The sequence below is a fragment of the Citrobacter sp. MGH 55 genome (assembly GCF_016906145.1).
In the GTDB taxonomy this organism is placed as follows: domain Bacteria; phylum Pseudomonadota; class Gammaproteobacteria; order Enterobacterales; family Enterobacteriaceae; genus Citrobacter_A; species Citrobacter_A amalonaticus.
In genome coordinates this window covers 550,698-563,881 of record NZ_CP070239.1, presented here as the reverse complement: position 1 = coordinate 563,881, position 13,184 = coordinate 550,698, and the positions used below count along the sequence as shown (strand labels likewise).

Below are 13,184 nucleotides of genomic sequence, written 5' to 3'. Positions count from 1 at the left end.
GAAGGTTGTTGTTATGTCTGAGACTATAAAAAATCCGTTGTGGCAGCGTTTCATCCGCGCAGTACAGGAAGAGGTGAAACCTGCGCTGGGCTGTACGGAACCGGTTTCTCTGGCGCTGGCGGCGGCGGTTGCGGCCTCTGAATTAAACGGCGCGGTCGAGCGAATCGATGCCTGGGTCTCGCCCAATCTGATGAAAAACGGACTGGGGGTGACGGTGCCGGGAACCGGTATGGTTGGGCTGCCCATCGCTGCCGCGCTGGGAGCACTGGGCGGGAATGCGAATGCCGGACTGGAGGTGCTGAAGGATGCCTCCGCGCAAGCCATTGCCGATGCGAAGGCGATGCTGAAAGCGGGTAAGGTGTCGGTGATGTTGCAGCAACCCTGCGATGACATCCTGTTTTCTCGCGCGAAGGTCTATAGCCATGACGGCTGGGCTTGCGTCACCATTGTCGGTGGTCATACTCACATTGTGCGGATCGAAACCGATACCGGCGTGAAGTTTACTCAGCAAGCGAACGCGGACGATGAGGCGCAGGAATCGCCGCTGGCGGTGCTTTCTGAGACCACGCTGGAAGAGATTCTGGCATTTGTGAATACCGTACCATTCGACGCTATTCGTTTTATTCTCGACGCCGCCCGACTCAACGGCGCGCTGTCACAAGAGGGGCTGCGCGCAACCTGGGGGCTGCATATCGGTGCGACGCTGCAAAAGCAGTGCGCACGCGGTCTGCTGGCAAACGATCTTTCGACGGCGATCCTCATCCGAACCAGCGCGGCGTCGGATGCGCGTATGGGTGGCGCGACGCTGCCTGCCATGAGTAACTCCGGCTCCGGCAATCAGGGGATCACCGCTACGGTACCGGTGATGGTGGTGGCCGAGCACTTTGGCGCCGATGAGGAGAAACTGGCGCGTGCGCTGATGCTTTCCCATCTGAGTGCGATCTACATACACCATCAGCTCCCGCGTCTGTCGGCGCTGTGTGCCGCGACGACCGCCGCGATGGGGGCAGCGGCAGGGATGGCCTGGCTGGTGGACGAAGGGCGCTACAGCACGATCTCGATGGCGATCAGCAGCATGATTGGCGATGTCAGCGGAATGATTTGCGATGGGGCATCTAACAGTTGCGCGATGAAAGTCTCCACCAGTGCTTCTGCGGCGTGGAAGGCGGTGCTGATGGCGTTGGACGATACGGCGGTTACGGGTAACGAAGGGATTGTGGCACACGACGTGGAACAGTCTATTGCCAACCTGTGCGCGTTGGCGTGTCATTCCATGCAGCAAACGGACAAACAGATTATCGAGATCATGGCCCATAAAGCGCATTAAGTGAAGGGCTGACTGCCTGAAGGCGCGACGCTATCCGGCCTACGAATATGTAGGCCGGACAAGGCACTTGCGCAGTCATCCGGCAATGAGGTTCAGGCGGCAGCTTCTTCCTCGGCAAGCCGAATTTCGGCGTCTGCGACAATCGCTTCCAGCTCGGTCAGCATCGCCTCGTAGTCAAACGCACGGGGCGCGGTGTTGGTTTCTGCCGTTGCCACTTTCCCTGTCGGGGCCTGTTTTTTTGCTTTCTTACTCATACACCACTCCGGTTACCGATTACACCGGCAAATCTATCAGCAAAGCGCGTAACGGCGTATCGGCAACGAGCGTTATGTTAGCTTCGTCACGAATAAAAGCCCCGTCGCCACAGGTCAGCGCTTCACGCGCTTCATCGTGGGTGACGGCGTGAAAGGTGCCATGAATGGACTGCAAATAAGCGCGCGGACCGTGAAGCTGAAAACTCAGCGACTCGCCCTGATCCAGCTCAATATGGTGTACCCACGCCTGCTGGCGCAGCTGTAGACTGCCGTTCTCACCATCGGGTGAGGCGATCAGTTGCTGTTTAACTTTCGTCAGTTTTGTCTTCTGCACCAGAGCATTCTCGCGTTCAGGACAGGCGTCGAGCCACAATTGCATACGCGTAAGCGGTTTGTCTTTGCTGATATTATGTTCGCTGTAGCTGATACCCGGCTGCGCCGCGAGCAGCAACGCTTCACCCGCCTGGGCCTGCACGTGGTTGCCTTCACTGTCACGATACTCTGCAACGCCTTCAAGAATCAGATTGAGCACGTCCACCTTTGGCCAGGTGCGCGGCTGGAAGGACGCGCCGGGTGCCAGTACTTCCTGATTGAGCACGCGCAGCGATGCGTAGCCCAGCAGTTTCGGGTCGAAATAGTGTCCAAAGGAGAAGGTATAACGGGCCTGCAGCCAGCCGTAGTCTGCTTGTCCGCATTGTTTGGCTGTTCGGGTAGTAATCATAGTTCTTGACCTCTCTTTACTTCCTTTTATGTTAAGGGGCTGGACGCTGCATTGTTAGCCAGATATTCTGCCCGGTATGTTCAAATTTCCTGAATGAGAACGATATGGCCAAAGAAAGGGCATTAACGCTTGAGGCATTACGCGTAATGGACGCGATAGATCGCCGCGGTAGCTTCGCCGCTGCGGCGGATGAGCTGGGACGCGTGCCGTCTGCACTCAGCTACACCATGCAGAAGCTGGAAGAGGAACTGGATGTCGTGCTATTTGACCGCTCCGGACACCGCACAAAATTCACCAACGTTGGGCGTATGCTGCTGGAAAGAGGGCGCGTCTTGCTGGAGGCGGCAGATAAGCTCACCACAGACGCTGAGGCGCTGGCGCGAGGGTGGGAGACGCATCTGACTATTGTGACCGAGGCGCTGGTGCCGACCCCGGCCTTCTTCCCGCTGATCGACAAACTGGCTGTTAAAGCCAATACGCAGCTTTCAGTGATCACCGAGGTGCTGGCGGGGGCGTGGGAACGCCTGGAACAGGGCCGGGCGGATATTGTGGTGGCACCGGACATGCACTTTCGTTCATCGTCAGAAATTAACTCCCGCAAGCTGTATACCCTGATGAACGTTTATGTTGCCGCGCCGGATCACCCGATTCATCAGGAGCCGGAACCGCTGTCGGAAGTGACGCGGGTGAAGTATCGCGGAGTAGCGGTCGCGGATACCGCGCGTGAACGTCCGGTATTAACCGTGCAACTGCTGGATAAGCAAGCGCGCCTCACCGTCAGCACCATCGAAGATAAGCGTCAGGCGTTACTGGCAGGCTTAGGGGTGGCGACGATGCCGTATCCGCTGGTGGAACAGGATATTGCCGAAGGTCGTCTGCGCGTGGTCAGCCCGGAATCGACCAGCGAGATTGATATTATTATGGCCTGGCGGCGAGACAGTATGGGAGAAGCAAAAGCCTGGTGCCTGCGTGAAATACCGAAACTCTTTATGAAAAAATAACGCGTTGCAGATGGTTGATTTCGGGGCAAACAGATTGCCCCGAAACAGGATTAATTGATCTCGTTTTGCTTAGGATCGGCACCGAAGCGGTTATTACCGGCGGTTCCGTTCTGACACAGGAATACGATAATAACGATCGTTCCGATAACCGGAATCAGGCTGAGCAGTAACCACCAGCCGGAGCGCTCGGTATCGTGTAAACGACGGATCGCCACCGCAATGCTCGGCAGCAGGACGGCAAGGCTATAAATCATTGAGATATAGGGTGTTTCCATGCCGATTACAGCCTGGATAACATTCAGGACTGCGCAGATGATCATGTTGATCAACACAAACATCCAGTACTCTTTTCGACGTGCGCGACCGCTGAAACCGGTATAATTCTTTATTACGCTCAAATACCAATTCATATAACATCCTTATTAATTAAAAGAGGGCGAAATATAACATGGTATTTTATGAAGGTCATTTGTATTCTAATTATTTAAGAAAATCTCAGAAAAAATATATCTATTATTAATAGTTTTATGAAATATGTTTTGAATCTGAATCAATGTCCTGGCTCTAACCAGAACAACAGGTTAGCGTAAATAAAAGGATCAAGGCAGCGGGTCACGCTGCCTTTTCACGTTCTCAGGGGAGAGATTTCGGGTCAGGTCCGAAGCGGTTTTCGCCAGGCGTGCCGTCCTGACAGTTAAAAATGAGGATCACCAGCCAGCCGATGACGGGAATCAGTAACAACAACAGCCACCAGGCCGATCGATCTGTGTCGTGCAGACGTCGAAACTGTACGGCCCACCAGGGTAAAAAGACGAGGATTCCGTAAATCGTTGTCAGAATGCCCTCGCCTCCGACACGCTGCCAGCCCAGGAGTTTATCCAGAACGCCGAGAACGAATGTCAGAATGACGTTGACCAGAATAAACATCCAGTACTCTCTGCGCCGGGCGCGTCCGCCGAAGCCGATATAATTTCTTAAAACCTTTAAGTACCAATCCATTTTTACCTCAATCGTGTGTCAATCACTTGTTTTTAAAGCAATCAAAGAAAGAATAGTTGCGAATGATGAGGCGGTAAATATTTGAAGGATAAATTGAGCAGGCACCCTGAAGGGTGCCTGGGTTCACTCGGCGAAACGGTTCTCACGTCCGTGAGGTTCGTTGAGGTCCTGCCACGGGCCAATGGAAATGATGCCCGTCGGGTTAATCGTCTTATGGCTGCGGAAATAGTGGTGGCGAATATGGTCAAAATTAACCGTTTCTGCGATGCCTGGCATCTGATAAATATCACGCAGAAAACCATACAGGTTCAGATAGTCGCTGATGCGATGTTTATCGCATTTGAAATGTGTGACGTAGACCGGATCAAAGCGGATAAGCGTTGTCCACAGGCGAATATCCGCTTCTGTTAGCCGATTGCCTGTCAGATAGCGATGCTGACCGAGGATCTGCTCCAGCCGGGCAAGATGGGTAAAGACATTCTCAACGGCGTCATCATAGGCTTGCTGGCTGGTCGCAAAACCGGCCTTGTAAACGCCATTGTTAACGTTGTCATAAATCCAGCCGTTCAGTTCGTCAATCTTAGTACGCAGTTCAGGGGGATAGTAGTCCCCGGCTTTGGCACCCTGCGCATCGAACGCCGTATTGAACATGCGAATGATTTCAGCGGATTCATTGCTGACAATCGTATGATTTTTTTTATCCCACAGCACCGGCACGGTGACGCGACCGCTATAGTGGGGATCGGCATGCAGGTAAAGCTGATACAGAAATTCGTGCTGATATAAGGTATCGCCAGTGGCTGCCGGGAAATCATCGTCAAAGGTCCAGCCGTTTTCCAGCATCAGTGGATTCACGACCGAGACGGAGATAAACGGCTCCAGACCCTTGAGCTTACGCAGGATTAACGTACGGTGCGCCCACGGACAGGCGAGAGAAACATACAGGTGATAGCGGTCTTTTTCTGCCGCAAAACCGCCTTCGCCGGAAGGACCCGGCGCGCCATCCGCCGTGAGCCAGTTGCGGAATGCCGATACCGAACGTTGAAATTTTCCTCCGGTGGATTTGGTATCATACCAGGTATCATGCCAGACGCCGTCGATCAGTTGTCCCATGTTTTTTCCCTCAGATAGCAAAAACGAGGAGAAAATCCCCTCGTTCTTTTTCATTCATTATAGAGCGCTTACCACTTTTTGTTCAGTACACGGTCGAGACTGAATGCGCCCGGACCGGTGATGCCCAGCAGCAGGAAGCCGCCAGCGATGGTCAGGTTTTTCATGAACATCAGTGAGTTCACGCCTTCCGCAAAGTTGCTGTGGAAGATAAATGCGGTCAGCAGTGTAAAGCCTGCGGTAAACAGCGCGGTGGTACGGGTCAGGAAACCGAACAGAATCGCCAGACCGCCGCCGAACTCAAGCAAAATGGTCAGTGGCAGCAGGAATCCCGGAACGCCCATCGCTTCCATATACTGTTGGGTACCTGCGTAACCGGTGATTTTTCCCCAACCTGCGGTAATAAACAGGATTGGCATCAGAATACGCGCTACCAGTACACCAACATCTTCTAATTTTTTCATTCTTCTCTCCAGGAACTACACAGACTGCTGAGTTTGTTTTTTGGGTGCAATTTCGCGGCGTTCCGCGTCATTGCTGTCGATGGAGGGAATCATAAGCGTGAAGAATGAGAATTGTTAGCAAGGAAAACTGTCAATATTTTTCAAAAAATTTGATTTTGTAGTGGAGTGATATTGTGGATGGGTAAGCGAAGCGCTCCTGGTACCGTTGCCGGATGGCGGCTACGCCTTATCCGGCCTACCTATTGAATGTGAGAGTCGGATAAGCGAAGCACCCTCAGGCAACGGTTGAGCGTAGCGTCTTTTTAGCCAGTCGCCAGACGCTCCACACGCCAAACCCGCGCTTTGCCCAACGCACGAGCAGGTTAGGGTGGCGAATCGTCCAGACGGCCATCACACTGCTGCCGACCAGCGCCCAGGAACGCAAACTCAGTAGGGTGTTCCAGCCACGATCGTAAGCGCCCGTGGCTTCCAGCCAGTCACGACGACTGGCTGAAAGATCCAGCCGTTGCTGTTGGATCTCACGAAGCAGTCGGGCCTTACGTTGTTCACGTTCGACTTTACCGCTCACGGCTCTCCTCCTCGAGCAATTGCCGGTCATTTGCCAGTTCATGGCGCGTATGGCGTAACAATGTGGAGCGCCGCGCTTTTCGCAGCGTCCATATCCCGCCAATCAGCGCCAGTGCCAGCAGCACGACCGTGGTGGCAATCATCGCGTTGAGCCGATACTGCGGATCAACGGCCCAGATGACTAACACCATCAGGCTCATCAAACCAAATGCAGCGAAGAGCATGGTGAGTCCCAGCATCAGCAGAAGCTGAAAAAGGTTCGCCTTTTCTTCTTCAAGCTCGACGACGGCCAGACGTAACCGCGTTTCCACCATCTCAACGAGAAGAGTGACAATCCGCTGCCCGATACCCAGAACGCTTTTCCCGGGCCCTTGCGCGTGATGAGGATCCGCCATCATTAACGACGCGTCAGCAGAACGCCCAGCACGACGCCCACGGCCGCACCAATCCCGACGCCGGTCCACGGATTTTCGCGCACATAGTCGTCAGCACGCGCAGCGGCTTCACGAGTCTGTTTAGCAATGGCATCACCCGTTTCACCGAGGCGATAGCGGCTCTCTTTTAGCGCGCGCTCGGCTTTGCTGCGGATCTTACTCAACTCTTCTTTCGATTTATCACCAGAGGAGTTCAGCACCTCTTCCAGCGTATCGGCCAGGGATTTCAACTCAGCGCGCAGATGTTCCGATGTGTTTTCTTTCGACATAGTTTTCTCCAGGTGAGTAAGTGGTACTGATACTTAGTAGTCGCGAGCTTCGAGCTCTTTCAGTTCCGCTCGCGCTTCAGCCAGTTTACGCTCGCGTTTGGCAATTTTGTCCGCATCGCCTTTTTGCTTCGCTTCGGCGAGGTCGCGCTGACGTTCGGCGATCTCTTCTTTCTGCTCAGCAATTTTTTCCTGATGATCGGCACGCAGCTTGCTGTCAGTACAGTGGGCCCTGACTTCGCTGAGCGCTTTTTTTAGCCCATTGATGCGATTCTGGTTATTGTGCTTCTCGGCGTAGCTGATCTCCCGTTGAATATCCTGCTCTTTTTGCTGGCAAAGCGTGTTAGCGTAGCTGCCAGCACTGAAAGCGAAAAGGGAGATAGCGAAAGCGATGCGGTATTTCATTCTTGAACCTTCCATTGTGACTCGTCCCCATGAATTCAGGAACGATGATCCAGTGATAAAGCGACAGGGTGACCCCATCGCCTCATTAATCATAGACATTAATCGCAGAAATCACCAAAGTGGGTGATATGATTCGGATTCCTGGAGATTACCCTACCCGATGTGGCGTATCGCGTAAACGTGACAACCACTGGACGGCCTGATTGTTATCATCCTGCTGGGCAATGATGTAGCCGCGCGGCAGCGTTTTGTCGAGCACCGCTTTGGCGGCGGCACTCTGGGCGCTGGAATCGAAAGTGATGAGCAGAGTGTCGTTCTTTGGTGTAATGCTTTTAAAACGAATGCCGTTAGCGTCGAGGTGATGCCAGATCGAGAAGCCGTCCGGCATGCTGGCCCCCTGGTGGACGGCACGGATCGCCAGCGTGGATTCTTGCTGACGAACCGTTGACCAGACCAACAGCATGGCGCTCAACGTCAGCAGAAACGCGGTGCTCCAGGCCAGTTGTTTAAGGGTTATACGCGGTTTCAGCATCCCTTACCCTCGATTCCCGTATTTCTTTTTCCACAGGACGACCAGTGAACCGCCCAGGCCAAAAACCAGTAGCACGACGGGTAACAGCATCAGGCATGACATCAGTTGATCTTCATACTTCAGAAACACCGGCGTTTTCCCCAGCAGATAACCCAGGCTGGTTAAAATCAGCACCCACAGCAAGCCACTCATCCAGTTGAAAAATTGAAAGCGGGCATTATTCAGGCCGGATAAGCCAGCGATGGTCGGCAGCAAGGTACGAACAAACGCGATAAAACGACCAATCAGCAGGGCGGAAAGACCATGCTTATGGAATAAATGGTGAGCGCGTTGATGATAGTGGGCCGGCAGGTGCGATAACCAGTTTTGTACGATACGGGTATTGCCCAGCCAGCGGCCCTGAATATAGCTCAGCCAGCAACCGAGGCTTGCGGCTGCGGTCAGCAACAGAATGGTTTGCGGAAAGCCCATGGCGCCTTTGGCAATCAGAACACCCACTAACACCAGCAAGCTGTCGCCAGGTAAAAAGGCGGCTGGCAGCAACCCGTTCTCCAGAAACAGAATCATAAATAAAACAAAATACAGCATGCCAATCATGGAAGGATTGGCCAGTGTTTCAAAATCCTGCGCCCACAGGGCATGCAGTAATTGAGTCAAAAGTTCCATTCAGTATTCCAGGTCGAATTGGTTAACGTCACGCCGGGTTAAACAGTTTGCTACGCCGCATCATTGTTAGTGTTTTACATGGTGTGCGGACGGCGCAAAGCCGCGGCCTGAACTATTCCCTGTTAAAAGTTATGAAGTAAGCAAGCACTGACAAACATAAATTCGAATTGCATCTAATTGTAACAAAGGTCAACGTAGTCCGTTATAGAAATTACACGTCCTTGAAATGTGATTTTGCTGATCGCAGGAGAGGGTGGCGAGAGGATTTACACAGGCTGACACTTTATACCTTTCGCTTACTGACAGGCGCAACGGCGCGCCTGTCGAATCAGGAACGTTTATTTTGTCGCGTTAGCCGCCGTATCGAGATGAACGACCGGATTTTCGGCAAACAGATAACGGTCGGCATTAAATTCAAAATCGTCGCTGGTTTCATTGAACAGCATGATTTTTGTGTTCTCGAGATGCTGCCACATCGCCAGTTTTGCCGCATGCGGGTCTTTGCGGATCAGTGCCTTCAGGATTTGATCGTGGTCGTCGCACCAGTTATCGACGGTACGCGCATCAATATGTTCGTGCAGTTTCTTCCAGTACGGGTTGTGACTGCGCTGAGTCCACATTTTTTCCACGATAGCGGCCAGGGCGGAGTTCTGCGTGGCTAACGCGACCTGAATGTGGAATTGCAGGTCCCATTCGGAGTCGCGGAAACATTTTTCGTTGCGCGCCTTTTCCTGGATCGTCATCAGTTTCATGATGTCCTGCTTGGTGACCTGGGTGGCGGCAAACTCCGCAATATTGCTTTCGATAAGCTGACGCGCCTGGAGTAATTCAAAAGGACCATAGTTGGCAAACTCCAGCGACTCGTCGGTGACCTGCTGGTGGCGCGGTTGGTTGGAAATTACATGAATCCCGGACCCCTTACGGACCTCAACATACCCTTCGACTTCCAGCATGATGATAGCTTCACGAACCACGGTACGGCTGACATTTTTTTCATCGGCAATAAAACGCTCTGCAGGCAATTTATCACCCACCAGGTAAACGCCCTGTTCGATGCGCTCTTTTAAATCAGCAGCAAGTTGTTGATACAAACGTCGTGGTTCGGTGATTTCCATATGCACTCCAGGCATGATACGGCAGACTGTATTTGTTATACCACTTTCGCGAGTTTGGCTCTATACGCAGAAACGAAAAAGCCGCCTGCGAGTGCCAGCAGGCGGCTGAGATTGCTTATGCGTTATCCGTCGGCAGGCTAACTTTGCGCTGCCGGTTCATCAAACTGCGGGCCAGAATCGACTTCACTGGCCGGTTTGTTTTGCAGCACGGTCCAGATAACCAGCGCGCCTAACAGGTCGAACACGGCCAGTACTGCAAACAGCGGGCTGAAGCCAATGGTGTCTGCCAGCGCACCGACCACCAGGGCGAACAGCGTACTCGCCAGCCAGGCAGACATCCCGGTCAGACCGTTCGCCGTGGCCACTTCGTTACGACCAAAGACATCAGAAGAGAGTGTAATCAGCGCACCGGACAGGGCCTGGTGAGCAAAACCACCAATACACAGCAGCATAATGGCGATGTACGGGCTGGTGAACAGACCGATCATCCCTGGGCCAATCATCAGCACGGCACCCAGCGTAACGACCATTTTTCGTGAGACAATCAGGTTGACGCCAAACCAGCGCTGGAACAGCGGCGGCAGGTAACCCCCCACGATGCAACCGAGGTCAGCAAACAGCATCGGCATCCAGGCGAACATTGCAATTTCTTTCAGGTTAAAGCCATAGACTTTGAACATGAACAGCGGGATCCAGGCGTTAAACGTCCCCCAGGCCGGTTCTGCCAGAAAACGCGGCAGGGCGATACCCCAGAACTGGCGGTTACGCAGGATCTGCACGAGTGACATTTTCTTTTTGGTGCTGTTTTTGTGCTGCGCTTCCTGGCCATTAATAATGTAGTCGCGCTCTTCGTCCGTCAGTTTTTTCTGGTCACGCGGATGCTTATAGAAGATAAGCCAGGACATGGCCCAGATGAAGCTCAGGGCACCAGAGATAATGAACGCCATCTGCCAGCTGTGCATCACGATCGCCCAGACAACCAACGGCGGGGCAATCATCGCACCGATAGAGGAGCCGACGTTAAAGTAGCCGACCGCAATGGAGCGTTCTTTCGCCGGGAACCATTCGGAACTGGCTTTCAGCCCCGCCGGGATCATCGCGGCTTCTGCCGCACCGACCGCGCCGCGCGCCAGCGCCAGGCCCCCCCAGCTTCCTGCCAATGCGGTTGCGCCACAGAAAACGGCCCATAACACGGCAAACATTGCATAGCCTATTTTGGTGCCCAGTATATCCAGCACATAGCCGGCAACAGGTTGCATGACAGTGTAAGCAGCAGAATAGGCTGCGATGATATAGGAGTACTGTTGGGTGGAGATGTGCAACTCTTCCATCAGAGTTGGCGCAGCTGCCGCCACAGTGTTACGCGTCAGGTAACCCAGCACGGTGCCAAGCGTCACCAGCGCAATCATGTACCAACGTAACCCTTTAATTTTACGCATGTAAAACCTCATCGTTTTGTTATTTCCGCAAAGATCGCGGTCATCTTCCTGCTTGTGGCAGAGGATGCTGTTTACGACGGGGTAACCAAAAAAAGCCGGTACGCCCGAACGTTGCCATAAATAAATTTTGCTAATTCGGTTTCCATACCGGTCAATCCGATGATGAATCATCGGTAACTATGCATTCCGTCGGCTTATGTATCGCGACGGCAGAAAGATAACTTGTCATACAACTTTAAAAGGTGAGTACCATCACAAAAGTATGAATCTTAGCGTGGTTATTATTTCGATTAGGCGATGCCAGAGCTGGCGCGGCTTGAGGCGATGTTTACCACTTCGAGGGTAAACAATTTGTCGGCATTTATTGATCTATCTCACGAAAATATCTACAGGTTATGGAAATTGGTGTGATAACTTTGTCAGCATCGCTACATAAGCAATCAGACGCACTCGTTGAGAGGAAGACGATAATGACCCCGTTTATGACAGAAGATTTTCTACTTGATACTGAATTTGCCCGCCGTCTGTATCATGATTATGCGAAAGACCAGCCTATCTTCGATTACCATTGCCATCTGCCGCCACAGCAAATCGCCGAAGACTACCGGTTCAAGAATCTGTATGACATCTGGCTGAAAGGCGACCATTACAAATGGCGCGCGATGCGCACTAACGGTGTCGCTGAGCGCCTGTGTACCGGCGATGCTTCTGACCGCGAGAAGTTTGACGCGTGGGCGGCGACGGTTCCGCATACGATCGGCAACCCGTTATACCACTGGACGCACCTTGAACTGCGTCGCCCATTCGGCGTGACAGGTAAGCTGCTTTCTCCGTCGACGGCGGACGAAATCTGGAATCAGTGCAACGAACTGCTGGCGCAGGATGAATTCTCCGCACGCGGCATCATGCAGCAGATGAACGTGAAAATGGTCGGCACGACTGACGATCCGATCGATTCGCTGGAGCATCACGCAACGGTCGCAAAAGACAGCAGCTTCTCCGTGAAAGTTTTGCCAAGCTGGCGTCCGGATAAAGCCTTCAATATTGAGCAGGCGACCTTCAACGATTACATGGCAAAACTGGGTGAAGTGTCGGACACCGACATTCGCCGCTTTACCGATCTGCAAAGCGCGCTGACCAAACGTCTGGATCATTTTGCGGCACACGGTTGCAAAGTTTCCGACCACGCGCTGGATGTGGTGCTGTTCGCAGAGTCCAGCGACGCTGAACTGGATAGCATTCTGGCACGTCGCCTGGCAGGCGAGACGCTGAACGAACATGAAGTGGCGCAGTTCAAAACGGCTGTGCTGGTGTTCCTGGGGGCGGAATATGCGCGTCGCGGTTGGGTACAGCAATACCATATTGGCGCCCTGCGCAATAACAATCTGCGCCAGTTCAAACTGCTGGGGCCGGATGTGGGCTTTGACTCCATCAACGACCGTCCGATGGCGGAAGAGTTATCAAAACTGCTCAGCAAACAGAATGAAGAAAACCTGTTGCCGAAAACCATTCTCTACTGCCTGAACCCGCGCGATAACGAAGTGCTGGGCACCATGATCGGCAACTTCCAGGGGGAAGGGATGCCGGGCAAAATGCAGTTCGGTTCCGGCTGGTGGTTCAACGATCAGAAAGACGGCATGGAACGTCAGATGACGCAACTGGCGCAATTGGGTCTGTTAAGCCGCTTTGTCGGCATGCTGACCGACAGCCGCAGCTTCCTGTCTTATACCCGTCACGAATACTTCCGTCGCATTCTCTGCCAGATGATTGGCCGCTGGGTGCAGGCCGGTGAAGCCCCGGCAGATAGTCAACTGCTGGGCGAGATGGTGAAAAACATTTGCTTTAACAATGCGCGTGATTACTTCGCCATTGAACTGAACTAAG

General features: G+C 53.2%; 17 protein-coding genes. 3 read left to right on the top strand and 14 right to left on the bottom strand.

Annotated elements, in window-relative coordinates; genetic code table 11:
• Positions 1-13 precede the first annotated feature (13 nt).
• Positions 14-1,327, top strand: a complete 1,314-nt coding sequence (locus JTI98_RS02025; RefSeq protein WP_216081878.1) for a serine dehydratase subunit alpha family protein — start codon at positions 14-16, stop codon at positions 1,325-1,327.
• Between the two features lie 92 nt (positions 1,328-1,419).
• Here the strand turns inward: JTI98_RS02025 and JTI98_RS02020 are convergent, their stop codons facing one another.
• Together JTI98_RS02020 and JTI98_RS02015 are read right to left on the bottom strand one after the other, a co-directional pair.
• Complete coding sequence (locus JTI98_RS02020) at positions 1,420-1,581, bottom strand: hypothetical protein (RefSeq protein ID WP_216081877.1); 162 nt, start codon at positions 1,579-1,581, stop codon at positions 1,420-1,422.
• 19 nt (positions 1,582-1,600) lie between these two features.
• Positions 1,601-2,302, bottom strand: a complete 702-nt coding sequence (locus tag JTI98_RS02015; RefSeq protein WP_042998235.1) for a pirin family protein — start codon at positions 2,300-2,302, stop codon at positions 1,601-1,603.
• Positions 2,303-2,406: 104 nt separating this feature from the next.
• Here JTI98_RS02015 and yhaJ point away from each other — a divergent pair, with 104 nt between their 5' ends.
• Positions 2,407-3,303: a DNA-binding transcriptional regulator YhaJ gene (yhaJ, locus tag JTI98_RS02010; protein WP_044255829.1), complete on the top strand. Its 897-nt coding sequence runs from the start codon at positions 2,407-2,409 to the stop codon at positions 3,301-3,303.
• A gap of 50 nt (positions 3,304-3,353) precedes the next feature.
• Here yhaJ and JTI98_RS02005 read toward each other — a convergent pair whose 3' ends face one another.
• The 12 genes from JTI98_RS02005 to exuT all read right to left on the bottom strand — a co-directional run bounded on the left by JTI98_RS02005 (position 3,354) and on the right by exuT (position 11,300).
• The gene (locus JTI98_RS02005; RefSeq protein WP_058587541.1) at positions 3,354-3,713 is read right to left on the bottom strand and encodes a DUF805 domain-containing protein; all 360 of its coding nucleotides are present in this window, start codon (positions 3,711-3,713) and stop codon (positions 3,354-3,356) included.
• Positions 3,714-3,936: 223 nt separating this feature from the next.
• Positions 3,937-4,302, bottom strand: a complete 366-nt coding sequence (locus tag JTI98_RS02000) for a DUF805 domain-containing protein (RefSeq protein ID WP_044328008.1) — start codon at positions 4,300-4,302, stop codon at positions 3,937-3,939.
• Positions 4,303-4,425: 123 nt separating this feature from the next.
• The gene (locus tag JTI98_RS01995; RefSeq protein ID WP_044328007.1) at positions 4,426-5,415 is read right to left on the bottom strand and encodes a glutathione S-transferase family protein; all 990 of its coding nucleotides are present in this window, start codon (positions 5,413-5,415) and stop codon (positions 4,426-4,428) included.
• Positions 5,416-5,483: 68 nt separating this feature from the next.
• Entirely contained in the window at positions 5,484-5,876 is a 393-nt protein-coding gene (locus JTI98_RS01990) for a DoxX family protein (protein ID WP_042998230.1), read from the bottom strand.
• Between the two features lie 274 nt (positions 5,877-6,150).
• Positions 6,151-6,444 carry a YqjK-like family protein gene (locus tag JTI98_RS01985; RefSeq protein ID WP_042998229.1) on the bottom strand — a complete coding sequence of 98 codons (294 nt, stop codon included), beginning with the start codon at positions 6,442-6,444 and terminating at the stop codon, positions 6,151-6,153.
• A complete protein-coding gene (locus JTI98_RS01980) occupies positions 6,434-6,838 on the bottom strand; it encodes a phage holin family protein (RefSeq protein WP_043001753.1) in 405 nt (134 codons plus the stop codon). Before JTI98_RS01980 ends, JTI98_RS01985 begins: the two co-directional genes overlap by 11 nt.
• A gap of 2 nt (positions 6,839-6,840) precedes the next feature.
• Positions 6,841-7,146, bottom strand: coding sequence for a YqjD family protein (locus JTI98_RS01975; protein WP_042998228.1), 306 nt, complete (start codon positions 7,144-7,146; stop codon positions 6,841-6,843).
• A gap of 33 nt (positions 7,147-7,179) precedes the next feature.
• On the bottom strand, positions 7,180-7,548 hold the full coding sequence (locus JTI98_RS01970) for a DUF1090 domain-containing protein (RefSeq protein ID WP_044265550.1): 369 nt from the start codon (positions 7,546-7,548) through the stop codon (positions 7,180-7,182).
• Between the two features lie 148 nt (positions 7,549-7,696).
• On the bottom strand, positions 7,697-8,080 hold the full coding sequence (gene mzrA, locus JTI98_RS01965) for an EnvZ/OmpR regulon moderator MzrA (protein WP_042998226.1): 384 nt from the start codon (positions 8,078-8,080) through the stop codon (positions 7,697-7,699).
• Between the two features lie 3 nt (positions 8,081-8,083).
• On the bottom strand, positions 8,084-8,746 hold the full coding sequence (yqjA, locus tag JTI98_RS01960; protein ID WP_042998225.1) for a DedA family general envelope maintenance protein YqjA: 663 nt from the start codon (positions 8,744-8,746) through the stop codon (positions 8,084-8,086).
• A 338-nt stretch (positions 8,747-9,084) separates the two neighbouring features.
• The gene (gene exuR, locus JTI98_RS01955) at positions 9,085-9,861 is read right to left on the bottom strand and encodes a transcriptional regulator ExuR (protein WP_044328006.1); all 777 of its coding nucleotides are present in this window, start codon (positions 9,859-9,861) and stop codon (positions 9,085-9,087) included.
• A 137-nt stretch (positions 9,862-9,998) separates the two neighbouring features.
• Positions 9,999-11,300, bottom strand: a complete 1,302-nt coding sequence (gene exuT, locus JTI98_RS01950) for a hexuronate transporter ExuT (protein WP_042998223.1) — start codon at positions 11,298-11,300, stop codon at positions 9,999-10,001.
• Between the two features lie 470 nt (positions 11,301-11,770).
• Here exuT and uxaC point away from each other — a divergent pair, with 470 nt between their 5' ends.
• Complete coding sequence (gene uxaC, locus JTI98_RS01945) at positions 11,771-13,183, top strand: glucuronate isomerase (protein WP_044328005.1); 1,413 nt, start codon at positions 11,771-11,773, stop codon at positions 13,181-13,183.
• Position 13,184 lies beyond the last annotated feature (1 nt).

What these genes read in the sequence shown, in the direction of transcription:
- JTI98_RS02020 (WP_216081877.1), bottom strand. Translation starts at nt 1,581, where the DNA reads ATGAGTAAGAAAGCAAAAAAACAGGCCCCGACAGGGAAAGTGGCAACG.
- yqjA (WP_042998225.1), bottom strand. Translation starts at nt 8,746, where the DNA reads ATGGAACTTTTGACTCAATTACTGCATGCCCTGTGGGCGCAGGATTTT.
- uxaC (WP_044328005.1), top strand. Translation starts at nt 11,771, where the DNA reads ATGACCCCGTTTATGACAGAAGATTTTCTACTTGATACTGAATTTGCC.
- exuT (WP_042998223.1), bottom strand. Translation starts at nt 11,300, where the DNA reads ATGCGTAAAATTAAAGGGTTACGTTGGTACATGATTGCGCTGGTGACG.
- JTI98_RS01975 (WP_042998228.1), bottom strand. Translation starts at nt 7,146, where the DNA reads ATGTCGAAAGAAAACACATCGGAACATCTGCGCGCTGAGTTGAAATCC.
- JTI98_RS01995 (WP_044328007.1), bottom strand. Translation starts at nt 5,415, where the DNA reads ATGGGACAACTGATCGACGGCGTCTGGCATGATACCTGGTATGATACC.
- JTI98_RS01980 (WP_043001753.1), bottom strand. Translation starts at nt 6,838, where the DNA reads ATGGCGGATCCTCATCACGCGCAAGGGCCCGGGAAAAGCGTTCTGGGT.
- JTI98_RS02000 (WP_044328008.1), bottom strand. Translation starts at nt 4,302, where the DNA reads ATGGATTGGTACTTAAAGGTTTTAAGAAATTATATCGGCTTCGGCGGA.
- JTI98_RS02025 (WP_216081878.1), top strand. Translation starts at nt 14, where the DNA reads ATGTCTGAGACTATAAAAAATCCGTTGTGGCAGCGTTTCATCCGCGCA.
- JTI98_RS01990 (WP_042998230.1), bottom strand. Translation starts at nt 5,876, where the DNA reads ATGAAAAAATTAGAAGATGTTGGTGTACTGGTAGCGCGTATTCTGATG.
- JTI98_RS02005 (WP_058587541.1), bottom strand. Translation starts at nt 3,713, where the DNA reads ATGAATTGGTATTTGAGCGTAATAAAGAATTATACCGGTTTCAGCGGT.
- yhaJ (WP_044255829.1), top strand. Translation starts at nt 2,407, where the DNA reads ATGGCCAAAGAAAGGGCATTAACGCTTGAGGCATTACGCGTAATGGAC.
- JTI98_RS02015 (WP_042998235.1), bottom strand. Translation starts at nt 2,302, where the DNA reads ATGATTACTACCCGAACAGCCAAACAATGCGGACAAGCAGACTACGGC.
- mzrA (WP_042998226.1), bottom strand. Translation starts at nt 8,080, where the DNA reads ATGCTGAAACCGCGTATAACCCTTAAACAACTGGCCTGGAGCACCGCG.
- JTI98_RS01970 (WP_044265550.1), bottom strand. Translation starts at nt 7,548, where the DNA reads ATGAAATACCGCATCGCTTTCGCTATCTCCCTTTTCGCTTTCAGTGCT.
- exuR (WP_044328006.1), bottom strand. Translation starts at nt 9,861, where the DNA reads ATGGAAATCACCGAACCACGACGTTTGTATCAACAACTTGCTGCTGAT.